General features: G+C 62.3%; 23 protein-coding genes and 1 riboswitch. Of the genes, 12 read left to right on the plus strand and 11 right to left on the minus strand.

What is annotated here, in order from left to right; translation table 11 throughout:
- Nucleotides 1–68 precede the first annotated feature (68 nt).
- Nucleotides 69–1,784 (plus strand): AAA family ATPase, encoded by a 1,716-nt coding sequence (locus QM780_RS16940; protein WP_415071604.1) that lies wholly within the window; start codon nt 69–71, stop codon nt 1,782–1,784.
- Nucleotides 1,781–2,638, plus strand: coding sequence for a hypothetical protein (locus QM780_RS16945; RefSeq protein ID WP_415071605.1), 858 nt, complete (start codon nt 1,781–1,783; stop codon nt 2,636–2,638). The genes QM780_RS16940 and QM780_RS16945 overlap by 4 nt, the downstream gene beginning before the upstream one ends.
- A gap of 172 nt (nt 2,639–2,810) precedes the next feature.
- Here the strand turns inward: QM780_RS16945 and ppk2 are convergent, their stop codons facing one another.
- Nucleotides 2,811–3,800: a polyphosphate kinase 2 gene (ppk2, locus tag QM780_RS16950; RefSeq protein ID WP_415071606.1), complete on the minus strand. Its 990-nt coding sequence runs from the start codon at nt 3,798–3,800 to the stop codon at nt 2,811–2,813.
- A gap of 187 nt (nt 3,801–3,987) precedes the next feature.
- The gene (locus QM780_RS16955) at nt 3,988–4,548 is read right to left on the minus strand and encodes a GcrA family cell cycle regulator (protein ID WP_415071607.1); all 561 of its coding nucleotides are present in this window, start codon (nt 4,546–4,548) and stop codon (nt 3,988–3,990) included.
- 667 nt (nt 4,549–5,215) lie between these two features.
- Between QM780_RS16955 and QM780_RS16960 the strand changes: the two genes are divergently transcribed.
- Genes QM780_RS16960 through QM780_RS16970 form a run of 3 tightly spaced genes read left to right on the plus strand, consistent with a single transcriptional unit; the run spans nt 5,216 to nt 8,337 of the window.
- Entirely contained in the window at nt 5,216–6,388 is a 1,173-nt protein-coding gene (locus QM780_RS16960; protein ID WP_415072072.1) for an aspartate aminotransferase family protein, read from the plus strand.
- The gene (gene argF, locus QM780_RS16965; RefSeq protein ID WP_415071608.1) at nt 6,388–7,362 is read left to right on the plus strand and encodes an ornithine carbamoyltransferase; all 975 of its coding nucleotides are present in this window, start codon (nt 6,388–6,390) and stop codon (nt 7,360–7,362) included. The genes QM780_RS16960 and argF overlap by 1 nt, the downstream gene beginning before the upstream one ends.
- A gap of 15 nt (nt 7,363–7,377) precedes the next feature.
- Nucleotides 7,378–8,337 (plus strand): Hsp33 family molecular chaperone HslO, encoded by a 960-nt coding sequence (locus tag QM780_RS16970; RefSeq protein ID WP_415071609.1) that lies wholly within the window; start codon nt 7,378–7,380, stop codon nt 8,335–8,337.
- 32 nt (nt 8,338–8,369) lie between these two features.
- Here QM780_RS16970 and QM780_RS16975 read toward each other — a convergent pair whose 3' ends face one another.
- The 4 genes from QM780_RS16975 to metZ all read right to left on the minus strand — a co-directional run bounded on the left by QM780_RS16975 (nt 8,370) and on the right by metZ (nt 11,996).
- Nucleotides 8,370–8,936 carry a histidine kinase gene (locus QM780_RS16975; RefSeq protein WP_415071610.1) on the minus strand — a complete coding sequence of 189 codons (567 nt, stop codon included), beginning with the start codon at nt 8,934–8,936 and terminating at the stop codon, nt 8,370–8,372.
- 206 nt (nt 8,937–9,142) lie between these two features.
- A complete protein-coding gene (gene argE / locus QM780_RS16980) occupies nt 9,143–10,312 on the minus strand; it encodes an acetylornithine deacetylase (protein WP_415071611.1) in 1,170 nt (389 codons plus the stop codon).
- A 13-nt stretch (nt 10,313–10,325) separates the two neighbouring features.
- On the minus strand, nt 10,326–10,775 hold the full coding sequence (gene apaG, locus QM780_RS16985; RefSeq protein WP_415071612.1) for a Co2+/Mg2+ efflux protein ApaG: 450 nt from the start codon (nt 10,773–10,775) through the stop codon (nt 10,326–10,328).
- Between the two features lie 9 nt (nt 10,776–10,784).
- Nucleotides 10,785–11,996 (minus strand): O-succinylhomoserine sulfhydrylase, encoded by a 1,212-nt coding sequence (metZ, locus tag QM780_RS16990; protein ID WP_415071613.1) that lies wholly within the window; start codon nt 11,994–11,996, stop codon nt 10,785–10,787.
- Nucleotides 11,997–12,065: 69 nt separating this feature from the next.
- A riboswitch (SAM riboswitch) is annotated at nt 12,066–12,143 on the minus strand.
- A 139-nt stretch (nt 12,144–12,282) separates the two neighbouring features.
- Between metZ and QM780_RS16995 the strand changes: the two genes are divergently transcribed.
- Nucleotides 12,283–13,407 carry a 2'-deoxycytidine 5'-triphosphate deaminase gene (locus tag QM780_RS16995; RefSeq protein ID WP_415071614.1) on the plus strand — a complete coding sequence of 375 codons (1,125 nt, stop codon included), beginning with the start codon at nt 12,283–12,285 and terminating at the stop codon, nt 13,405–13,407.
- Between the two features lie 262 nt (nt 13,408–13,669).
- Here QM780_RS16995 and QM780_RS17000 read toward each other — a convergent pair whose 3' ends face one another.
- Nucleotides 13,670–13,996: an ArsR/SmtB family transcription factor gene (locus QM780_RS17000; RefSeq protein ID WP_415071615.1), complete on the minus strand. Its 327-nt coding sequence runs from the start codon at nt 13,994–13,996 to the stop codon at nt 13,670–13,672.
- Between the two features lie 157 nt (nt 13,997–14,153).
- Between QM780_RS17000 and QM780_RS17005 the strand changes: the two genes are divergently transcribed.
- Together QM780_RS17005 and QM780_RS17010 are read left to right on the plus strand one after the other, a co-directional pair.
- Nucleotides 14,154–14,927 (plus strand): SDR family NAD(P)-dependent oxidoreductase, encoded by a 774-nt coding sequence (locus QM780_RS17005; protein ID WP_415071616.1) that lies wholly within the window; start codon nt 14,154–14,156, stop codon nt 14,925–14,927.
- A 218-nt stretch (nt 14,928–15,145) separates the two neighbouring features.
- The gene (locus tag QM780_RS17010) at nt 15,146–15,457 is read left to right on the plus strand and encodes an HU family DNA-binding protein (protein WP_415071617.1); all 312 of its coding nucleotides are present in this window, start codon (nt 15,146–15,148) and stop codon (nt 15,455–15,457) included.
- A 375-nt stretch (nt 15,458–15,832) separates the two neighbouring features.
- Here QM780_RS17010 and dapE read toward each other — a convergent pair whose 3' ends face one another.
- Genes dapE through dapD form a run of 3 tightly spaced genes read right to left on the minus strand, consistent with a single transcriptional unit; the run spans nt 15,833 to nt 18,608 of the window.
- Nucleotides 15,833–17,005, minus strand: a complete 1,173-nt coding sequence (gene dapE, locus QM780_RS17015; protein WP_415071619.1) for a succinyl-diaminopimelate desuccinylase — start codon at nt 17,003–17,005, stop codon at nt 15,833–15,835.
- Nucleotides 17,005–17,763, minus strand: coding sequence for a hypothetical protein (locus QM780_RS17020; RefSeq protein ID WP_415071620.1), 759 nt, complete (start codon nt 17,761–17,763; stop codon nt 17,005–17,007). The genes dapE and QM780_RS17020 overlap by 1 nt, the downstream gene beginning before the upstream one ends.
- 2 nt (nt 17,764–17,765) lie before the next feature.
- The gene (gene dapD / locus QM780_RS17025) at nt 17,766–18,608 is read right to left on the minus strand and encodes a 2,3,4,5-tetrahydropyridine-2,6-dicarboxylate N-succinyltransferase (protein ID WP_415071621.1); all 843 of its coding nucleotides are present in this window, start codon (nt 18,606–18,608) and stop codon (nt 17,766–17,768) included.
- 237 nt (nt 18,609–18,845) lie between these two features.
- On the opposite strand from dapD, the gene QM780_RS17030 reads away from it, so the two are divergent.
- Entirely contained in the window at nt 18,846–19,097 is a 252-nt protein-coding gene (locus tag QM780_RS17030; protein ID WP_415071622.1) for a hypothetical protein, read from the plus strand.
- Nucleotides 19,098–19,197: 100 nt separating this feature from the next.
- Here the strand turns inward: QM780_RS17030 and QM780_RS17035 are convergent, their stop codons facing one another.
- On the minus strand, nt 19,198–19,845 hold the full coding sequence (locus tag QM780_RS17035; protein WP_415071623.1) for a TlpA family protein disulfide reductase: 648 nt from the start codon (nt 19,843–19,845) through the stop codon (nt 19,198–19,200).
- A gap of 38 nt (nt 19,846–19,883) precedes the next feature.
- Here QM780_RS17035 and argH point away from each other — a divergent pair, with 38 nt between their 5' ends.
- From argH to lysA, 3 genes are all read left to right on the plus strand, one after another.
- On the plus strand, nt 19,884–21,305 hold the full coding sequence (gene argH, locus QM780_RS17040; RefSeq protein ID WP_415071624.1) for an argininosuccinate lyase: 1,422 nt from the start codon (nt 19,884–19,886) through the stop codon (nt 21,303–21,305).
- A gap of 60 nt (nt 21,306–21,365) precedes the next feature.
- Nucleotides 21,366–21,590 carry an LPS translocon maturation chaperone LptM gene (lptM, locus tag QM780_RS17045; protein WP_415071625.1) on the plus strand — a complete coding sequence of 75 codons (225 nt, stop codon included), beginning with the start codon at nt 21,366–21,368 and terminating at the stop codon, nt 21,588–21,590.
- 198 nt (nt 21,591–21,788) lie between these two features.
- Nucleotides 21,789–23,057, plus strand: coding sequence for a diaminopimelate decarboxylase (gene lysA / locus QM780_RS17050; protein WP_415071626.1), 1,269 nt, complete (start codon nt 21,789–21,791; stop codon nt 23,055–23,057).
- Nucleotides 23,058–23,147 lie beyond the last annotated feature (90 nt).

The following is a 23,147-nucleotide window of genomic DNA, read 5'->3' on the forward strand; positions in this document are numbered from 1 at the left end:
GGGGCGGCGGTTTTGTTGCCGGCGATGTCGTTCGAAGGGGTTATGGCTCCAGGGGGGAGAGCGTGCGAATGGTCTTCTGGCGTACACGATCGGAGAAGAAGGCCGAGGTCCCAACTGCAACGGATGCGGAAACGCCTCCGCCGATCACTGCGCAGCCGGCCGAGGCCGATGCGGCGACTGACGAGAAGGTCGAGACCGAAGCATCAACCAACGTGGTGACGCTCGTGACGAGTTGGCTTGCAGATCGTCTGGCGGACGTGGCGATCGTCGGAGATCGCCGCGACGTCAAAGAGAAACCGGCGAAGGATTCGGCGCAGGTCGGGCCTGTCGAGCAGGCGCAGTTCTTCGGTCAGAAACGCGCGATCGGAAAGATCAGGGCGGCGCTTGTCGCCGGGCGCGGCGAGCATCTGTTGATCATGGGCGAGCCCGGCAGCGGCCGGGTCGAATTGGCGGAAGCGCTCGGCAGCGAAGTCGATCGTGCGCCGGCCGCCGACTGGATCCATATCGTCGATCCCGGTGCGCCTTCGCGCGCCAAGGGCTTCACGCTGCCGCCGGGAGAAGGTCCACGCTTCCGCCGTGACGTTCGGATCGCGCTCGATAAAGCGCGGGCGGCGTTCGGGAGATATCTCAAAAGCGAAGAACATCGGATCAGCCTCGATTTGCTCGAGGAAGACTTGCGCTATCGCAGCGAACGGGCGGTCGAGCCCATCCGGCGCCGCGCCGAAGCGCAGAACATCGCCGTCGTGAAATCGCTCGACGGTTACGTGCTGGCGCCGATGCACGAGGGCCGGGTTGTCCGATCCGATGTGTTCCGGGCGTTGCCGGAAGCTTTGAAGCGCAACGTCGAAGCCAAGATCACCGTGCTCGAGGACGAGCTGCAATCGGTCGTCGCCAAGCTTCCGGATGCAGAGTTCGAAGCGAGCGAAAAGCACGATGCGCTCATTCGGCAGGCGGCGTTGCGGGCGTTGCGGCCGGGGCTTACAGCAGTGCGCCGGGCCTATGCGGACGGAGTTTCGATCGGGGCGGCGCTCGATGCCGTCGAAGAAGCGTTCTTGTCGGCGGCCACCCGTCACGCAGGATCGGAGATTTTCGAGCCTGTGATTTTCCTCGATTGCGAGGACGTTCACCTGACCGATCCGACGGGGCCGAGCAAGGTCGTGATCGCGCGGCAGGCGACGGCAAGCGATCTTCTGGGCGAAATCAGCCGCGACGCGCTGGGACTTCCTGTCGTTCTTCCCGGGCACCTGATGCGTGCCGGGTCTGGAATCGTGATCATCGAAGCGTGGCGTCTTGCAGCCGATCCGTCGGCTTGGCTTGCGATCAGCGCCGCGATCCGGAGCAAACAGATCGCGCCGATCAGCGCGCCGGGCGTCGGCATCAAGGTCGATTCCATTCCGTTTGCGGCGACCGTCGTCATCGTCGCGGATGCGCAATCCTGGTCGAAGCTCGAAGCCATCGAACCCGGCGTCATGCGCTATTTCCCACACGTCGCCAAGCTCGCCGAAACGATCCCGATGTCGGAACTCAGCGAAGATGATTTCGCCAAAGGCGCGGCGCGGCTGGCGGTCGAGCACGGACTTCGGCCGATCAATTCGGCGGTCGGGCCTCTGATCTACAAGGATGCGGTCCGGCGCGGCGGCGGGCGCGTGTCGCTTGCCGGAATTCCACTTCTGCATCTGCTGCAACGGGCCGATGCCGTTGCCGCCGACCATTCGGCATCGCAGATCCGGGTTGCCGACTTGAATGCCGCGATCGCTCTCAGGGCCGACGGCGACAAGCCATGATCGCACATGTGGCGGAAGCATCGGAATTGAGCGGGCGCGTCGTGCTCTGGCTCGATCCCGAGGCCGACTATCCTGCCGCGCGCTTGGAGGCACCTGTTCGCCTCGCCGCCGCTTATGGTGCCGAGATCGAGACGGTGGTGGTCGCCGATGCGAGCAGCGACCTTGTCGGCGATGTGCCGATCCGAGTCATCGGATCATCCGGGTTCGCCACGCATCGGGACGTCGCTGCTTACGACAGACGGTTCGAGCTTCTGGTGTCACGTTGCCGCCGAGCCGTCGAAGATGTCGGAGCCGCGCACGGCGTCAAGGTGCGGCACACACTGGCGGCGGGCGATGCCGTCGATCGCATCTCGGAAATGTGCGTCGAACGCGGGCCTTGGAACATCGTGGCGCTGACGCGCCTGCCGGTGTCGGGGGGCGACTTCGTCGTCGGTACGTTGCTTGCCAATGTCGGCGGCGCGACCGGCTTTCTGCTTTGCGGGCACCAGCGCTCGAAGCAAGCGCGTGTCGTCGTGATCGCCGAAGACACAGAGCGGTTGATATCGATGCTCAGGGCCGCCGAGCGGCTTTCGGGTCCGCGCGGTCCGGTGCACGTCGTGATCGCGGCCGATACGGCGGAGGACTACGCCGAGATCGAGGCGCAGTCGCGCCTGCTGGCGTCGGAGATTCACATCCCTGTCGTGTTCGAGGATGTCGGCCCGACCTTCGGCGTGCCGGAAGCGCTGACCGGACATGTCGCGCGGTTAAAGCCGAGCCTCGTCGTCGCCGTGTTCGGCGGTTCGGCCATCGCGGACGGCCGCGAGCTGTCGCGGGCATCGATCGTCGCGCGCGCGCCGATCCTGCTGGTGCGGTAGTCGGTTAGAACCATCCGTTCTCGCCGATCGAATGTAATATTCGCCCGTATTCGTCCGCCAACCCCGTCATGCCGATGGAGGTCGGCACCCAGGCAAATTTCAGCAAATCGTATGTTAATAATTGGCTGGATCCCGGCCTGCGCCGGATGACGAAACATTTGGGTCCTGTTCGTCAGCTGCGCGGTTGGGCGACGTGGGGGTGAAAGAATTCGGGACCGGAGCCGATGATCCGCGGATCGTGCGAGCCGATGGCATCGAGGTCGCGGCCTTCGTATTCAATCGAAAGCAAGACGTGGCGAATGGTTTCGATACGCGCCCGGCGCTGGTCGTTGGCGCGAATGACGATCCACGGGGCGATCGCGGTGTGCGTGAAGCGAAACATCTCGACTTCGGCGTGCGTGTAGTCGTCGTAGCGGCTGAGGGCGGCCATATCGACCGGCGACAGCTTCCACTGCTTCAAAGGATCCTGCGCGCGCTCGTGAAAACGCACGAGCTGCATTTCGCGGCCGATGGTCAGATAGAATTTGAACAGTTTGATGCCGTCGCGGACCAGCAAGCCCTCGAACTCCGGGGCTTCGCGCAAAAAAACGGCGAGCTGGTCTTCGGTGCAGAAGCCCATCACGCGTTCGACGCCGGCTCGGTTGTACCATGAGCGGTCGAAGAGCACGACTTCGCCGGCGGTCGGCAGATGCACGGCGTAGCGCTGAAAATAAAGCTGCCCGCGCTCGGTTTCGGTGGGCTTGGGCAGGGCGACGGTGCGCGTGTTGCGCGGGTTCATGTGCTCGTTGAAGGCCTTGATGCACGATCCTTTGCCGGAGCCGTCACGGCCTTCGTAGAGGCAGAGGATGCGATTGCCGACCTTGAGATTGTATTTCTGCAGCTTCATCAGCTCGATCTGGAGGGCGAGCAACTGCTCGTCGTATTCCTCGCGCTTCATGCGCTTGTCGTAGGGATAGCTACCAGAGCGCATGGCGGCGTCTTCGATCGCTTTCGGCAGCTTCGGGTCGGAAAGCGAGAAATCTTTCGGCAGATCGAGCGTGTGGCCCGGCGCTTCGTCGCTGTCCCGGGTTTGATTGGCGGAAATCGCGGTGGCGGCGTCGTCCGGCAATAGCTCGGCTTCGGCACGTTCGCGCTTCTTATCCTTGTTCTTGCCTTTGGACATTCGCCATCTCCAGCACGTCGCGACGGAACGCCCGGAGCGTAGCACGCGCGGTGCCCGGGCGATCAATTCGTGCTGCCGAAGGTCAACGGGGGATCAAGAAATGGGAAAGCCAGCAGCCACCCCCGCGGCTGCTGGCTTTCCTCTTCTTCCACTGGCCCTGCCCCCCAGCCGACCAGCGGTGATGGCGTTATGGCCTGCGCTTGGGGTCTGAGCCGGCGATCGCAGGGGCAGGAAGACTTGCCACAACCGGCGTTTCGGCATCGGTACGCTCGCGGCGACGCGGGGCGACCGGCTGGAAGGCGCGGCGGGCATGGACTTCGCAATAGGGCAGCAGCGGAACCTTGGTCCGGCCGCAGAAATGGAACTCAGGCGTCTGCGGGTCGCCGATCGGCCAGCGGCAGCTGCATTCGCTGAGCGTCTGGATGGATTTGCGCTCGGCGAGCGGAATTTCGATTTCCTCCGCAGGCGCCACGTAAGCTTCGGCGTCTACGTAAAGGGCGCGAACAGCGGGATTGCCGCTTTGCGCGAAGCGCGGCTTCACAGGCCGCTTGACGTTGGCAAGGCGCGTGCGTGGGCGATGCGACTTCATTCGCGAAGTGGTGGCTCGGCCGGAAAGTCCGAGCCGGTGAACTTTGCCGATGACAGCGTTGCGTGTCACGCTACCAAGCCGTCCGGCGATCTGGCTGGCGCTCAGTCCCTCGGACCAGAGTCTCTTCAAAAGGTCCACGCGCTCATCAGTCCAAGACATGCGTCCGTTGCTCCCTCTCGAGCCGCATCTGCGGCGGAACACCCCCCGGTGCCCGCGATTACTCCGGCCGAAAGCGAGCGTGCCCCTGCCAAGCGCGCGTGAATGAACGCGACGCGCGGCGAAGGACGACGGTCCCAAACCGGTTACGAACGCAAAAAACTTGAGAAGACGCAGAACAGATACGCGCTATTGACGCGGGCCGCCGCTAACAAGCGGGTAGCCCAGGCGCGGTCTAAGCCGATACACAACCGATGAAAAAGCGGCTGGCGCCGCCATATCTCGTGGCCTGACGAGGGAAGATTACAACATGCTGAATCCCGCCTACAAGGCAGAGCTTTCATATATCGGCTATTGACAGGGAAAAGTGGCGAGGAGGCCACAGACGATTCGCGCCGGGGGATATGTCGTTTTTCGGTGCATAGCGAGGCGGGATTCAACCATAGGCTTCTGGCGGGCACGCTCAAGACCCTCCTGGCGGCGAGAAGGCAGAGCTTTTATTGACAGCAAAGCCCCGAGCAGGTATCAGGGGTTGTGATCGAGCCGCCGGATTTGGGCGGCTTTTTGATTTTCTGCTCAGGGTTATCCACGCACCATGGCATCGTCCCCTGCTGCGCTGGGGAAAGCTCCCCGTAGCGCTTCGGACACAGATGGGCCGTCGCCGGCCGTGATGGGCACGTACGCGCGCCAGGATATCGTCTTCATCCGCGGCGAGGGATGCTGGCTGACCGCCGAGACGGGCGAACGCTATCTGGATTTCGGCTCAGGCGTCGCGGTCAATGCGCTCGGGCATGCGCATCCGCAACTCGTGGCGGCTCTCAAGGCACAGGCCGAGAAGCTCTGGCACACCTCCAACCTTTATAGGGTCGAGGGCCAGGAGACGGTCGCCGAAAAGCTGACGCGGCTGACCTTCGCCGACAAGGTTTTCTTCTGCAATTCCGGCGCGGAAGCCTGCGAGGGCGCGATCAAGGTGGCGCGGCGCTATCATTATGTCTCGGGCCAGCCGGAGCGGCAGCGCATCATCGCGTTCCGGGGCGCCTTCCATGGGCGGACGCTGGCAACGCTCGCGGCTGCCGGAAACGAGAAATATCTCGAAGGCTTCGGGCCGACGGCCGGGGGCTTCGATCACGTCGATCTCGGCGATCTCAAAGCGGTGGAAGCCGCGATCGGGCCGGAGACGGCGGCGATCATGCTGGAGCCGATCCAGGGCGAAGGCGGCGTTCGGCCGGCCACAACCGAATTCCTTCAGGCCATTCGCGGGCTTTGCGACAAGCACGGGCTTTTGCTGGTGCTCGACGAAGTGCAGACCGGCATGGGCCGCACGGGCAAGCTGTTCGCGCACGAGTGGGCGGGCATCACGCCTGACGTCATGGCGATCGCGAAAGGGTTCGGCGGCGGATTTCCGGTTGGTGCGGTGTTGGCGACGGCGGAGGCCGCGAAGGGGATGACGCCCGGCACGCACGGTTCGACGTTCGGAGGCAATCCGCTCGGCATGGCGGTCGCCTCGACGGTGATCGACATCATTTCCGAGCCTGCCTTCCTCGAAGCCGTCCGAGACAGGACGCTGCGTTTGAAGCAAGGGCTCGAAGGCCTGAAAGACCAGCATGTGGACCTGATCGAAGAGGTTCGCGGTGCGGGCCTGTTGATGGGTTTAAAGCTCAAGCCGCACGTGACGCCGCCGCAAGTCGTGAAGGCTGCCAACGCCGAGAAGCTTCTGCTCGTCGGCGCCGGGGACAATTGCGTGCGCGTGCTGCCGCCCCTCATCGCGACCGATCAGGACATTTCCGATGGGTTGCTTGCTCTTTCGCGCGCGCTCGGCCGCGTCGCTCGTGAAACATCCTGATGTCCAGCGCAATCCAAGAGCTGGAGAAAGCTCCGCAATTCATGACCTCTAAAAAGCCGATCCGGCATTTCCTCGACATTTCAGATCTCGACAGCAAGACGCTGCGGCGGATCATCGATGCAGCGCACGCGATGAAGAAAGCGGGCAAGCGCGTCCCGAAAGATCTGCGGCCGAAGGGCATCGAAGACCTCGTGCTGGCGATGATCTTCGAAAAGCCGTCGACGCGGACGCGCGTTTCGTTCGACGTGGCGATGCGCCAGCTCGGCGGCAGCGGTATCGTGCTCAATCATATGGATCTGCAGCTCGGGCGCGGGGAGTCGGTCGCCGACACGGCTCGCGTGCTGTCGCGTTATGTCGACGGCATCATGATCCGCGCCAACGCGCATGCGACGCTGGTGGAACTCGCGAAATACGCGACTATACCGGTCATCAATGGGCTGACCGAGAAAAGCCATCCATGCCAGGTGATGGCCGACATCCAGACGTTCGAAGAGCATTTGGGTCCGATCAGGGGCAAGACGGTCGCCTGGGTCGGTGACGGCAACAATGTCGCCGTGTCGTGGATGCATGCGGCGGTGCGCTTCGGCTTCACGCTTCGGCTGGCGTGTCCGAAAGCGCTGTTCCCCGAGGATGAGGCCGTCGCGTGGGTCATTCGCGAAAAGGGTGACGTCGAGATCGGCACCGATCCGGAGCGGGCGGTCAAGGGCGCCGATTGCGTGGTGACGGACACCTGGGTTTCGATGGGCCAGTCGGACGCTGCCAAACGCAAGAAAATGCTGGCGCCGTATGCCGTCGACCAGAAGCTGATGAACAAGGCGCAGAAGACCGCGATCTTCATGCATTGCCTGCCGGCTTATCGCGGGCATGAAGTGACGGAGGAGGTGCTGGAAGGGCCGCAGTCCGTTATTTTCGACGAAGCCGAAAACAGGCTGCACGCTCAGAAGGCCATTCTTGCGTGGTGCTTCGGCGCCTGAGAGAGAGTTTCGCCGATGCCGGTTGACGCTCCGCCAAGACAGCCGTCGATTCCCGCGGACGATGTCGTTGTCGTGTTTCGGACGCAGAATTCGAACATCCGCGGGCGGCTCGTCAGGCTGGGGGCGACGCTCGATGCCATCGTCGCGCCGCACGCCATGCCGGAGCTTCCAGGGCGCGCACTGTCGGAAGCGTTGGCGCTGGCGGCGCTGTGCGGGTCCGCACTTCCGAAGAACGGCAATCTCAATCTGATGGTGCGCTCGGACGGAGCGGTGAGCATTCTCGTCGCCGACTATGCGGCGAGCGGCAAGCTTCGCGGCTATGCGCGTTTCGATGCGGAAAAAATCCAGCCGCTGACGCAAGCGGCGGCACGGCCCGATATCGCGTCGGCTCTGGGCAGCGGCCACTTGGCGATTACGCTTGATTCAGGTCCGGGCGAAGAGCGCTATCAAGGCGTTCTCGCCTTCGAGGATGCGGCGCTGTCGGGAACGGTGGCGGCGTACTTCCAGCAGCGCGAGAACCTGCCGACCTTCATCCGTTCGGCCGTCGCCGAGCAGTACGTCGGCTCGCGACAAGATCCACAGCCGCAATCGCGCTGGCATTGGCGGGCGGGCGGTCTCATGGTGCAAAGCCTCAGTGCATCTACGGAGGATGGTGGCGCAGACGACGATGACTGGAAGCGCGTCGAGATGCTGGCGGCGACCGTCGAAGATCACGAACTGCTCGACCCCGGCCTGACGGTCGAGCGGCTTCTTCTGCGGCTATTCCACGAGGAGGCGGTTTCGGTCGAGCGCATCATTCCGCTCTCGGCGTTCTGCCGCTGCAGCCGGGAGAAGGTCGAGAATGTGCTTTCAGCCTTCGGAGCGGGAGAGCTTTCCGACATGCTCGACGACAGCGGCCAGATCGTCGTGACGTGCGAGTTCTGCACCAAGCGTTACGTTTTCTCTCCCAACGAACTGCGCGAGACCGGAAGCTGATTCACTCGCTCTAGCCCGTCGTGCGGGTGGCGTCAGCGGCCGAGGCTGCCGTTCGCGGCTTGGCCCTGCTGGCCAGCCTGATCGCGCGGGTCGCTGTTCTGCGCTTTGGCGCCGGATGTGTCGTATTCGGTCTTGGAGCGGGCGCTGGCGATCTGGTTGGCGTCGAGCTTGCAGCTTCCCGACTTGTCCATCAACACGAACGCCGGGTTCGGCTTGTCGACGAATTCCTGGCGCGAGACCTTGCCGTCGCCGTTGGCGTCGAAATATTTCAAATCCGCGGTGACGAACATCTTGTCGACGTCCGTCAGGTTTTTCCATTCCGTGGCGTCGAGGAAATCATCGTGATTGGCGTCGGCTCCGTTGAAGAGATCTTCGGCGTAGGATTTCCATTCGTTGCAGGTCACGACGCTGTCGTGATTGAGGTCCCAGCTTCCGGCCGCCTGGAGATAAGCGCGATCGACCTCGGAGATGGTGTTGCCGCTGCCGAACGGGTTGATCGAGCCGATGGTCGGCACTGACGCGGTCGAGCAGCCGGCGAGGGCGAAAGCCGTAGAGACCGCGCACACGGTGGTCGGCAGCAGGCGCAAGTATTTCGACATCGGCGGTCTCTTGATGAATTGCAAAGTTCGGCAGCTTGGGTGGATTGGTACGCCAAAGACTGGGTCGGAAGCACGGCGACCGCGGAAAAAAGTCGTGAGTTTGCTCACTTGTCGCACAACATGTCGCAAGCGGGACACATGCCTGCGCATCGGCCTAAATTGTTGCTGCGCAAGATGAATTCTTTCAATCGAAAGAGGGTTCGATGTCAGGTCTCGGCCCAATCGCCGAGGCGGCCAAGAAAATCCATGCATTTGGCGATCTGGCTTTCGGCGATCCATTCGTCGGCCGTATGGGCCTGGGCGATGTCTCCCGGCCCGCAGACGACGGCAGGGGCGCCCGCCTCCTGGAACAATCCCGCTTCAGTGCCGTAGGAGACGCCGTAGGTTTCGTTCTGGCCTGTGAGCTTCAAGGCCAGCGCGACGACTTCGGACTTGCGCTCGGCGCCGAAGGGCGGAACGGCATTGACGCGTTCGATATGAATGCCGGCCTCGGGTGCGATTTCGTGCATTTCGGGAAGACAGCGCTTCTCCGCGAACTGGCGGAGGCGTTTTTCGATTTCGTCGGGGTCGAGGCCGGGAAGGGCGCGGATGTCGAACGTGAAAGAGCATGTGATCGGGACGATATTGGTCGCAGTGCCGCCTTCGATCTTCGTCACCTGCAAAGTCGAATAGGGTGGCTCGAAGCGGATGTCGATGACGCGCTGCTTGAGTTCTTGCTCCATGCGTTCGAGTTCGCCGATGAGGCGCGTCGCGTAGGTGACGGCGTTGACGCCCAGATGGGCCATGCTCGAATGCGCGGCGCGCCCCTTGACGTCGACCTGCCACCGCACCGGTCCCTTGTGAGCATCGACGACCTGCATGCTGGTCGGCTCGCCGACGATCACCATGCGCGGTTTGGGAAGGTCGCGACCAAGCTCGGCGATCATCGGGCGGACGCCGATACAGCCGATTTCCTCGTCGTATGAAAACGCGAGGTGGATCGGCTTTTTGAGCTTGCGCTTGTTGTAATCGGGCACGGCGGCGAGAGCGGCGGCAAGAAAGCCCTTCATGTCGGCGGCGCCGCGGCCGTAAAGCTTGCCGCCTGCGGCGCGCAGCTCAAACGGGTCGCTCGTCCATTGCTGACCGTCGACGGGAACGACGTCGGTGTGGCCAGACAGGGCTACGCCGCCCGCATGGTCGGGACCAATGGTGGCATAGAGCGACGATTTCTGACCGTCGTCGCTGACGATGCGGCGCGAGGCGACGCCGTGGCTCGAAAGATAATCCTCGACGAATGCGATCAGGCCCAGATTGTTCTTATGGCTCGTCGTGTCGAAGGCCACCAAGCGCGCGAGCAGTTCGACAGGAGAATAGATCGGGCCTGGTGCGCTGCTCATCGGCTGGTGCCGGTCAGTTCATACTGCGTCGCGTGTAGGGGCTGTCGAGCGAGAACGCCGGGATCGCGACATCGAAAAGTTTGCCCGCTTCGTCGGTCATCTGATAGCTGCCGACCATGATGCCCTGCGGCGTCTTCAGCGGGCAGCCGGAGGTGTAGTGGAAGGCTTTGCCCGGCTCGATGACGGGTGTCTGACCGACGACGCCTGCGCCGCGGACCTCTTCGGTGCGGCCGAGGGCATCGGTGATGCGCCACATGCGCGATTTGAGCTGAACGGTCTCGGTGCCGTCGTTCGATATTTCGACGGCGTAGGACCAGACGAAGTGACTGTCCTCGGGCGACGACTGCTCTTCCATATACTTCGGCTCGACGCGAATGCGGATGCCGCGCGTCGTGGCTTCATAAGGATGGAAGGCGGCTGCGGCCGTCCGCTTGCTTGTCGTTGTCGGCGTACTCTTACTCATGGCTCCCGGTCACCCCGTCATCGTCCTCACCGCCTTGGCGAGATCGTCTGCCAAATCCTCGGCGGCTTCAAGCCCGATCGAAAGACGGATCATACCATCACTAATGCCCAGTTCCGAGCGTTGCTCGGGCGTGAGCTTGAAGTGCGTCGTTGTGGCCGGATGCGTCACGAGGCTTTTGGCATCGCCCAGGTTGTTGGAAAGCCGGATCAAGCGCAGCGCATTGAGGCATTTGAAGGCGCCCTGTTTGCCGCCTTCGACCTCGAAAGCGATGATCTGGCCGCCGCCCGGCATCTGCTTGGCGGCAAGAGTGGCCTGCGGATGATCGGCGCGGCCAGGGTAAATGACGCGCGAAACGCCTTTGAGGCCGGCGAGGAAATCGGCGATCCTGGCGGATGTTTCGCATTGGGCCTTGACGCGGATAGGCAGCGTTTCGAGACCCTTCAACATCACCCAGGCGTTGAACGGGCTCATCGAGGGGCCCGTTTGGCGCAGCCATTCCTGCACGTACTTGCCGACAAAGTCTGTCTTGCCGAGGACGGCGCCGCCGAGACAGCGGCCCTGGCCGTCGATGTGCTTCGTCGTCGAGTAGACGACGATATCGGCGCCGAGCGCCAAAGGCCGCTGCAGCATCGGGGTCGCAAAAACGTTGTCCACGATCGACAGAATGCCGTTGTCGCGGGCGATTTTGCAGACCGCTGCAATGTCGACCAGTTCAAGCGCCGGGTTCGAGGGCGTCTCGAAGAAGAACATCTTGGTGTTGGGACGGACGGCGGCCTTCCAGGCGTCGAGGTCCTTGCCGTCGATCAGCGTCGCTTCGATGCCAAAGCGCGGACAGAGCGTTTCGACGATGTATCGGCACGAGCCGAACAGGGCGCGGGCAGCGACGATGTGGTCGCCGGTTTTGACGTACGACAGGATCGCCGCCGTGACGGCCGCCATGCCGGTCGCGGTCGCGCGACATTCCTCGGCGCCCTCGAAGATCTTCAGGCGGTCCTCGAACATCGCGATCGTCGGGTTGCCGAAGCGGGTATATTGGAAGCCCGGATCTTCCTGCTTGAAGCGGGCTTCGGCCTGCTCGGCGCTATCGTAGACGAAGCCTTGCGTCAGATGCAGCGCTTCGGACGTCTCGCCCCAATTGGAGCGCGTGATGCCGGCGTGAACGAGCGCCGTTTCTGGGCGCCAGGCCGGATTGTTGTTCGGGAATTTCTCGTCGTTCGCCATCGGCTTGGCCTTTCGCGCAATAAAAATCCCGGCTCCGATGCGCCGGCTGACAAGGCCGGGCGCGGGAAACCGGGCGCGCGCACGGCCTTTTAGCGACTTATTTAACGTGGCTGCAAGCCGGCCGGCCAAAGGACCACGGAAAGTGGGAGCGGGATTAGCGCTGGTGGCGTGTGGCGTCAAGGGGCGGCCTTGGCCGTGGCGCAACCGGTGTATGGTAACTATCGTCCCTCTTGGCGAAGATCAGCGGCTGCTCTAGACGGGGCCCCGGGGGGCTATGCCTACACGAATGACCAAGCTTGAGAAAATCGGTCCTGCGTCGCGTCGGCGCGAGCGGAGCATCGGCATCCTGCCATCGCAGGCGATTTCCCGCATGATCGCAGATGGCGCTGTGATGTTGGCGGAACCTGCCGCTGAGGGGCAAGTGCAGCCCGCGAGCCTCGATCTCAGGCTTGGTGCGGTTGCCTATCGCGTGCGCGCCAGCTTCCTGCCGAGGCCCGGCGGACGCGTGCAGGGCAATCTCGACGATCTCGCGCTTCACACCATCAGTCTCAGCCAAGGCGCGGTGCTGGAGACGGGCTGCGTCTATATCGTGCCGCTGCTCGAAACACTGGCGCTGCCGCCGGATATCGAAGCGTCCGCCAATCCGAAAAGCTCGACCGGCCGGCTGGACGTCTTCACCCGTGTCATTGCCGATGGAGTCGGCGCTTTCGATCAGATCCCACGCGGATACAAGGGGCCTCTTTACGCCGAGATTTGTCCGCAGACGTTTCCAATCGTCGTCAGGAAGGGATCGCGGCTGTCGCAGATCCGGTTTCGCAATGGTCCGGCGGCGGACAGCGATGACACCTTGCGCGAGTTACAGGCGCAGGAACGGCTCGTCTCGTCAGAGAACGCGGATATTTCAGGCGGCATTGCGCTGACCGTCGATCTCGCCGGTGACGAGAAGGGTCTTGTCGGATTCCGGGCGCGGCGGCACACGGGCGTTGTCGATGTCGACAAGGTCGGGATGTATCCGCTCGAAGATTATTGGGACCCGATCTTCGTCAAGGACAAGCACAGGCTCATCCTCGATCCGGATCAGTTCTACATTCTGGCGTCGAAAGAAGCCGTGCACGTGCCGCCGACGCATGCCGCCGAGATGGTGCCGTTCAATCCGCTGGTCGGTGAATTCCGCGTGCATTATGCGGGCTTCATGGACCCCGGTTTTGGTCATGCGGCGGCGGGCGGCCGGGGCTCGCGCGTCGTGCTGGAGGTCAGGTCGCACAAGGTGCCGTTCATTCTGGAGGACGGACAGATCATCGGCCGGTTAATCTACGAGCGGATGATCGAGACGCCCGAAACGCTCTACGGCCAGGGCCTCAAATCGAACTATCAGGGCCAGGGCCTGAAGCTGTCGAAGCATTTTAAGTAGGCTTTTGGATTGCGCCGGTGACTTCCCTGCCGAGGGCCGGTCCCAAGCACTGCCAGAAATCATCGGCCACAATCCCATATGCCGTCATCCCGGCAAAGGCCGGGATCCAGCCCACTCTCGACAAGCAAGAAGATGATTCTTGTCTGGGTGCCGACCTTCGTCGGCATGACGGAAGATGTGGCGAACAGCGTGTCACACCTTCTCGATCGGTTCTGGGGACAGAGATAGAGATGCCGAAGGGCGCTTTACCGGATTGTGTCGATCAGCGCTTTTTCGTCTTGTCGCTGGCTTTCAGGATCGAGGCGATGACGCCGGGGAAGCGCTTGTCGATCTCGGCGCAGCGCAACGAGTTCACGACCTCGGTGCCGCGACGCTCCGAGCGGATAAGGCCCGCTTCGCGCAACACCTGGAAGTGATGCGATTGCGTCGATTTCGGCAGGTCGGCCGGAGCGGCCATCGAGCAATTCATGCCGCAGCTGCCGCTTGCGAGCTTTTTCACGATTTCGAGGCGCGTGGGGTCGGCGAGCGCGTAAAGCACGCTCTCGAGGGTCACGTCTTCGACCGCCGGATGAACAAAGGGTCTTTGCATGGCGGATAAAATAGCCACGAGAATGTGAAGTTTCAATAGTTCGAAAATCTTGAACTACGGAAATAGCGCATTATTTGGTGTCTCGTCCGGGGCGCCTGTCGGATGGGCCGGCCAACCTGATCAGGACGGAACGCCAAAGAGTTCATGGGGATTAGCCATGTCAAAACCACTTTCCGGAAAGATCGCAGTTGTTACAGGCGGCAGCCGCGGCATCGGGCGCAGCATCGCTGAAGCCTTGGCGGCGGACGGGGCGCTTGTCGCCGTCCACTACGGCAAGAACAAAGCCTCCGCCGACGAGGTGGTTGCCAAGATCAAGGCGAATGGCGGTGATGCATTTGCGGTCGGCGCCGACCTTGCGAAGAAAGGCGCAGCCCAGGCGCTGTTTGCCAGCGTCGACCAGGAATTGAAGCAGCGCACGGGCGACACGAAATTCGACATTCTCGTCAACAACGCCGGCATCGCGCCGTTCGTCAGCTTCGATCAGACGACGGAAGATGTCTTCGACGAGATCTATAACGTGAACGTCAAATCGCTGTTTTTCATCACTCAGGAAGCGGTCAAGCGCCTGAAGGACAACGGCCGCATCATTTCGACGTCGTCGGGCGTGGTGCGCACGCCGCTGCCGGCGGTCGCCGCTTATTCGATGCTCAAGGCTCCGCTCGATAATCTCGCCAAATCGCTGGCGGTCGAGCTCGGACCCCGGGGCATAACGGTCAACACCGTGGCGCCGGGCGTCATAAACACCGACATGGCCGCAGATTTCGTCAGCAATCCCGAAGGCCAGGCATTCGCCATCGGCAAGCAGGCGCTGAAGCGCATCGGGCAGCCTGAAGACGTCGCCGATGTCGTCGCCTTTCTCGCCGGGCCGGGATCGCGATGGGTCACCGGCCAGACGGTCGATGTTACAGGCGGTAGCGTTTTGACGTTCTGATTCTCCTGCCTTTCCTCCTGTCGTCCTTCAAAACTGGCGCCAAAATATCGGATTTTGGCGTCTTTTTTGCGCGAAAGCCTTATGTCACGCTTGCTTTCGGGCAACAAATGCTGCTCTTTTCGCCGGCTCCATTCGAGAAAGGCCCCAAAACAGCGTGTTTTCCGGCTTTGACGATGTAGTGTTTGATCGAAAAATGATTCGCATGAGAGGGAAGACAAATGGCAAAGGCAGCTGCGCCAGCTAAGGCGAAGATCGATACGGTGACGTTGAAGCACATCGCTGCGACGCTTGCCGAGACGCACGAGATTCCGAAGAAGCAGTCGATTGCGCTGCTCGAAGATCTCGTCGCTCAGATTTCGAAGCACCTCAAGAAGGGCGCTCGCATCCGCATCGGCGGCCTTGGCGTTCTGCAGGTTCGCAAGCGTCCGGCGCGCATGGGCCGCAACCCGGCCACGGGCGAAGCCATCAAGATCAAGGCTTCGAAGAAGATCGCTTTCCGCGCTGCAAAAGAGCTGAAAGAGTCGATCTAAGCCGCGTCTATCGGCGAGATTTCGAAAAGGCTGCCGGAGGTCACGGCAGCCTTTTTTATTGGCGCCGACGACCCCGTTTCGCGGAGCCGGCCGTTGGCGCGGGCTAGTGTCGGGCAGCTTGCGGGCCAATTCATTTCATCATCCCGGCGCAGGCCGGGATCAACGGCCAATCAAAACTCCTCTCATGGCGATCGTTGTCGTGGATGGCCGCCTTCGCGGCCATGACGTATGGGAAGAGGCATGCCGCACGAATACACCGTCATCCCGGCGAAGGCCGCGATCCAGTCAAAGATCGACACGGATAGCGCATGATGATGGTGAGCAATCCACTTTCCCATCGACATCCCGCAGGCGGCGCGGGTGCTGACGAAAGATTCAGCCGTTGCGGAAGTAATTGGTGATGAAGCGCTCGTAGATCGTCGTCAACGTTTCGAGGTCGGTGATGCTCGTGTGCTCATCGACCTGATGAATCGTTGCATTGACGAGACCAAATTCGACGACGGGACAGATGTCCTTAATGAAGCGAGCATCCGACGTGCCGCCGCCGGTGGTCAGCGACGGCGTGCGGCCGGTGACGGATTTCACCGCGTCCTTCAACGTGGAAACGAGGGGGCCCGGCTTGGTCAGGAAGACGTCGCCGGTGCCTGAAAACTCAAGATCGTATTTGGCGCCGACTTCGGCTGCCGCTGCGGCGACCGTCTTTTGAACCCAATCTTCGATCGAGGGCCGCGTCCAGGCATCATTGTAGCGGATGTTGGCGCGCGCGACAGCGCGGCCGGGGATGACGTTGGTCGCGGTGTTGGGAACCGAGATCACTGTCACCTGCAGGTTCGAGGGCTGGAAGTTCTCGGTGCCGTCGTCGAGCTTGGTGGTCGACAGGCGATCGATGATGCGCGCGAGCTTGGGGACGGGATTGTCGGCGATCTGCGGATAAGCGGAATGGCCTTGCTTGCCGTGAACGACAAGGTCGATCGTCAGCGAGCCGCGGCGGCCGATGCGAATTTCATCGCCAAGCGCCTTGGGGTTTGAAGGTTCTCCGACGATGCAGGCGTCGATGACTTCGTCGCGGGCCTTCAGCCAGTCGAGAATTTTCATCGTGCCGTTGATCGATGGGCCTTCTTCGTCACCCGTGATGATGAACGACAGCGAGCCGCGCGGCAGGCCGTTATAGTGATGAATGTATTTCATCGCTGCGGCCAGGAAGGCGGCAACACAGCCCTTCATGTCGACGGCGCCACGGCCGTAGAGGATGCCGTCCCTGATCTCGCCGGCGAAAGGCGGAACCGTCCAGGCCGCTTCGTTGCCGACCGGCACGACGTCGGTGTGGCCTGCGAAGGAAAGATGCGGTCGGCCGCTGCCGAGACGGGCGTAGAGATTGTCGACGTCTGGTGTGCCGGGCTCGGAGAACACGAGGCGATGGCATGTGAAGCCCGCCGGCTCGAGCACGTTCTGCAGGAGTGTCAGCGCGCCGGCTTCGTCGGGGGTCACGCTTTCGCAGCGGATGAGCGCTTGCGCGAGGGCAACGGGATCGGTCGGAACGAGGGTCATTATACGCTGGGAGTTCTATAGATTTGTTCGATGGAAGGCAACGGAACGTCTCGGCCTTCGAGGCTTTGCACGATCGTGATCTTTTGCCAGATCTTGCCGGAGAGATCGGATGTCAACCGCTCGATGTCTCCCACCGTATCGACGACAACCGGGTCGCTGAGCTTTTCAGCGTACAGAGCCGCGAGCTTGGCCGTTAGGGACAACATTTCGGAGCAGTAATCGAGATAGCGAACGAGTTCGAAGGGCGAAAGGCTGCGATCAGGCGAACTCGATGTATGAACCGCCGCGAGCATGCTCGGATCTTTGGTCAGCTGATGCATGTCGATGACGTGAATGATCGACCGGAACTCGTGCAGGGCGTTGAGGGCGCGCCGTTGCTTCCAGCGTGTCTCGATAGATGAAACGAAAAACAAGGTCGCGCCCATCAGCACGACGATATTGAAGCCGGAGTCGATTCCCTGCAGCGTTCCGAACAGATCGTCATTAGTCCTGGTGCCGGACAAAATGATCTGCGCGACCGCGATCAGCAGAACTAGTCCGGCGGTGATCGCGATCCAAATGATGAATCGAAGCAAGAAGTGCGGACGGTTGATTTCCTCCGCCCGGACCGCCGTCTCATTTGCAAGTTCGACAAGATCACGGCAGACGCTGGCCAATCCCGCACCCGGAAACCGTTCCTGGATCCGCCGTACGAGCTGGTTGAGGCTCGAGACGATCAGGCCGGGATTGAGGGTGCGATATTTGGACTGCGCCTTCACATTCAGTCTCGCAGCAGTTCGTTGATGCTCGTCTTGCTCCGCGTCTTCTCGTCGACGCGCTTCACGATCACGGCGCAGTAGAGACCCGGTCCAGGCTCGCCGTTCGGCAGGGGCTTGCCCGGCATGGTCCCCGATACGACGACGGAATAGGGCGGCACCTTACCGAAGAACTTCTCGCCCGTCGCCCGGTCGATGATGGTGGTCGAGGCGCCGATGTAGACGCCCATCGACAGCACCGAGCCTTCGCCGACTTGGACGCCCTCCGCCACCTCGGCACGGGCGCCGATGAAGCAGTTGTCCTCGATGACGACGGGGCCCGCCTGAAGCGGCTCGAGCACGCCGCCGATGCCGGCACCGCCGGAAATGTGACAATTCTTTCCGATCTGGGCACAGCTTCCGACGGTCGCCCAGGTGTCGACCATCGTGCCGCTGTCGACGTAGGCGCCCAGGTTGACGAATGCCGGCAGGAGAACGGCGCCGGGGGCGATGTAGGCAGAGCGGCGGACGACGGCGCCAGGCAATACGCGAAAGCCGCCTTTGCGGAAGTCGGCCTCCGTCCAGCCAGCGAACTTCGGCGGTACCTTATCCCAGAAGAAGCTGCCGCCCGGGCCGCCCGAGATCGTCTCCATATCGTTGAGCCGGAACGATAAAAGGACGGCTTTCTTCAGCCATTGATTGACAACCCAGGCGCCGTTCAGCTTCTCGGCGACACGAGCCTGTCCCTTGTCTAGGAGATCGAGAGCGGTCTCGACGGCGTCCCGCACCTGACCTTTAGTCTCGAACGAAATGCCGTCGCGAGCCTCCCATGCCGTCTCGATCGTGGATTTGAGCTCGTCGTGGGCCATGGGACGTCATTCTCCGGTGCTGCATGTCTTTTAAGACGCGCCTTGTCGCCTCTTGGGCCCGGGGTGTCAATTCGGCGGCGCGGGGTCGTGCGACGCATGCTGACCGTCCCGCCGAGCGGCGTTCACGAACCGCGGCAGGATAGGGCGTTGGCGCGATTCCGTCTTCCATTCGAATCTGGCATGGTGCAGCCCCGTCGGACCGCGCCTCGGCGGCCGCTGAAAAAGGGAAGCGATGTCATGGCGAAATCGGAAAGCACGAGCAAGAAGGTCGCGTCGGCCGCCTCGAAGGTTCTCAGGAGCAAGTCCGCGACGAAGGCGGAGAAGTCGGTTGCGGCTTCGGCGCTGACGCAGAAGGGCAGCACGGAAACGACGAGCGCCAAGGTCGCTTCATCGGCGTCGAAGATCCTGCGGTCGAAGACGGCGAGCAAGGCTGCGAAGTCGGCGGCGGCGTCGGCGCTGACGCAGAAGGTCAAGGCGAAGAAGAAATAAGAGCGATGTTGTCATCCTCGGCTTTTGGTCGAGGCTTGATTTCAGCGCCAGTGCGATTGCTTGATGGATCCTCGGGACAAGCCCGAGGATAACATCCTAGCTATTCGATCGCCGCCTCGATCAGCTTCTTAGCGTCGGGGGAATCCCATTTCGCCGAACCGGCCAAGCGGCCGACTTCCTGACCATCCTTGTTGATCAGGATCGTCGTCGGCATGCCCACGAGCTTCAAAGCCATGCCCTGTTTGGCGCTCGGATCGGCATAAAGCTTGACGTCGGTCGCTTTCAATTCATCGAGGAACTTGCGCGAGGCTTCATAGCCACCGCGGTCGAGGCTCAGGGCGACGACCTCGAACTTGTCGCCGCCGAGTTCCTTCTGCAGCTTGTTCAGGGCCGGCATTTCCTCGCGGCAGGGGCCGCACCAGGTCGCCCAGAGATTGAGCAGGATGGTCTTGCCCTTGAAGCTCGAAAGCTGGACTTCCTTGCCGGCGGCATCTTCGAAGGTGATGTCGGGCAGGGCTTCGGGCGGCTTCTTGGTCACGAAGGCGGCCATGTCGCCGAGCTTGAACGAGGATTCCCCCGTCGCGCCGACGTCGGGGACATCAAGATTTTGGGCCGAGGCGCCGGAAATTGCCGGGCCTTTGTTGTCGAACCAGCCTCCGATGACGTATACGGCGCCGAACCCGACGAGCGCCGACAGCGCTACGATCCAAAGTGCTCTTTGCGGCCGTCCCAAGCTGTTCGCTGCCATCTGGTAACCTTGTTTGCTTCTCTAATACGGAGCCGTTCGTGACCGACAAGCCCGCCAACGCGCCGGCCAATTCAATGTGGGGTGGCCGTTTTGCAATGTCTCCTGCGGAGATCATGCAGGAGATAAATGCCTCGATCGGGTTCGACAAGGCGCTTGCGCCGCAGGACATTCGCGGCTCGAAGGCGCATGCCGAGATGCTGGCGGACGCGGGCATCATCACGAAGGCCGATGCGCGCGAGATTGCAAAGGGTCTGGACAAGATCAAGGCCGAGATCGACGCGGGGACGTTCACGTTTTCGCGGGCGCTCGAAGACGTTCACATGAACGTCGAGAGCCGGCTCAAGGATATCATCGGCGCGGCGGCGGGACGGCTGCATACGGCGCGTTCGCGCAACGATCAGGTCGCGACCGATTTCCGGCTGTTCGTGCGCGATGCCATCGACGGCATCGATGTGGCGCTCGCGGCCGTGCAGCAGGCGCTGGCGGAAAAGGCGGAGGCGCATGCGGCGACGGTCATGCCGGGTTTCACGCATCTGCAACCGGCCCAGCCTGTGACGTTCGGTCATCATCTGCTGGCTTACATCGAGATGATCGCGCGGGATCGCGGGCGGTTCGCCGATGCACGCAAACGTTTGAACGAGTCGCCGCTCGGTTCCGCGGCGCTCGCGGGCACATCATTCCCGATCGATCGGGAAAAAACGGCCGAGGCGCTGGGTTTCGACCGGCCGATGGCGAATTCGCTCGACGGTGTCTCGGATCGTGACTTCGCGCTGGAGACGCTGGCCGCCGCGACGATCACGGCCGTGCACTTCTCGCGGCTGGCGGAAGAGATCGTCATCTGGATGACGCCGCAGTTCGGGTTCGTGAAGCTGTCCGACCGTTTCACGACAGGCTCGTCGATCATGCCGCAGAAGCGGAACCCTGATGCTGCCGAGCTGGCGCGCGCCAAGGTCGGGCGGATCGCGGCGGCGTTCCAAGGCCTCGTCATCGTTATGAAGGGCCTGCCGCTCGCCTATTCGAAGGACATGCAGGAGGACAAGGAGACGACGTTCGACGCGCTGTCGAGCCTGCGTCTCGTCATGGCGGCGATGGCGGGCATGATTTCCGATCTCGAACCCAACGCGGAGGCCATGCGGGCGGCGGCGGGGCGGGGCTATTCGACGGCGACCGACCTTGCCGACTGGCTGGTGCGGGAACTCAAGATGCCGTTCCGCGAGGCGCACCACGTCACGGGTTCGATTGTCAAGGCGGCGGAGAGCAAGGGCGTCGATCTCGACCGGCTTTCACTCGAAGAGATGCAAAAGGTCGAACCGCGCATCACAAAAGCCGTATTTTCGGTGCTGTCTGTGGAGAACTCGGTCAAGAGCCGGACGAGCTATGGGGGAACCGCGCCACAGAACGTCGCCAAAATGGCCCGCCAGTGGCTTCGGCGATTGGAAAAGGCGCGCGGGAAGGTCTAGGATTTCTGAACGGGTGCCTGCTTCCTCAGCGGGCCGATGGGGTTTGGAGTGATTTTTCGCATGGCGGCGCTTTCGCGCAGCTTCAGGACGTTGGCGATCGCGACGCTGCTTGGCGCCGTGGGGCTCGGCTTTGCCGGTTGCGGGGTCAAAGGGCCCTTGGAGCCGCCGCCGGGTGCGAAAGCCGCGGGCGAATCCAAATCGGCCGATGCTGCCGACCCCGGCAAGAACTCCGACGCGCCGCCCAAGCCGCACGAGAACTTCATTCTCGATCCGCTGCTGCGGTAGGTCAAAGGCGCTGTCGTCCTCGGCTTTATACCGAGGATCCATTTTTCCGCGGACACGGTTGCCTGATGGATCCTCGGGATAAGCCCGAGGATGACAATTTCTTTGCCTCTCCCCAAGGGGAGAGGGGAAGCAAGCCGTCTTGACCTTTCCGGCATTTTCCGGTGAAGCGGGGGCTTCGCATCCGCTAGAAGCCATCCCATGCATCATTTTCACTACAAGTCAGGCGTCCTCCACGCGGAGGAGTTGAGCCTCGCGCACATCGCGGCCGAGGTCGGCACGCCGTTCTACTGCTATTCGACCGCGACGCTCGTGCGCCATTACGAGGTGCTCGCGAAAGCGTTCGAGGGTCAGAACGCGCTCATCTGCTTCGCGGTCAAGGCCAACTCGAACCAGGCTGTGCTGAAGACCATGGCGCAGCTCGGCGCCGGAATGGACGTGGTGTCGGAGGGCGAACTCCGGCGGGCGCGGGCGGCGGGCGTTCCGGCATCGAAGATCATTTTCGCGGGCGTTGGCAAGACGCGAGGCGAGATGGCTTATGCGCTGGAGGAAGGCATTCTCGGTTTCAACGTCGAGAGCGAGCCGGAGCTTCTGGCGCTCAGCGAAGTTGCGTCGGCGATCGGGCGCACGGCGTCGATTGCGATCCGGGTCAATCCGGATGTCGATGCCAAGACGCACGCGAAAATCTCGACGGGCAAGGCCGAAAACAAGTTCGGCGTGCCGTACGGCGACGCGCGACAGCTTTATGCGGAGGCCGCGAAGCTCCCGGGCATCAAGATTTCCGGCATTCACATGCACATCGGCAGCCAGATCACCGATCTTCAGCCGTTCCGCGATGCATTCCGGCTGATGGCCGATCTCGCCCGCGATCTGAAGGCCGATGGCCTGGCACTCGAACATCTCGATATCGGCGGCGGGCTCGGCGTGCCCTATCGCGGCGCCAACGACATTCCGCCGACGCCCGATGAATACGCGGCGGTGGTGAAGGAGACGCTCGGGCCGCTCGGGCTCAAGATCGTGCTGGAACCCGGACGCATGATCGTCGGCAATGCGGGCGTGCTTGTGAGCAAGGTCATCTACGTCAAGGAAGGCATCGACAAGACGTTTACCATCGTCGACGCTGCGATGAACGATCTGATCCGGCCGACGCTTTACGAGGCCTATCACGACATCTGGCCGGTGACGGAAGCGCGCAATGAGCTGGCGCCGATCCAGCAGGATATCGTCGGACCGGTGTGCGAGACCGGCGATTTTCTCGCCGAGGATCGCGCACTGCCGCCGTTCGAGCCGGGCGATCTGATCGCGGTGATGACGGCGGGCGCTTATGGTGCCGTGATGTCCTCGACCTACAACAGCCGTCTTCTGGTGCCGGAAGTGCTGGTCGATGGGGACAAATATGCGATCGTCAGGCCGCGTCCGAGCTACGACGATTTGATCGAGGCCGATCGCCTGCCGCCTTGGCTTTCCTAGGATTTCATCCTCGGCCTGCCGCCGAGGGTGACAATTCCGGGGGGCGCTTTTCGGTCCCAGAATTTATTTTCGCCTGCCCGCTGACTTGCA

It is taken from the genome of Hyphomicrobium sp. (assembly GCF_047600905.1).
Classification (GTDB): Bacteria; Pseudomonadota; Alphaproteobacteria; order Rhizobiales; family Hyphomicrobiaceae; genus Hyphomicrobium_B.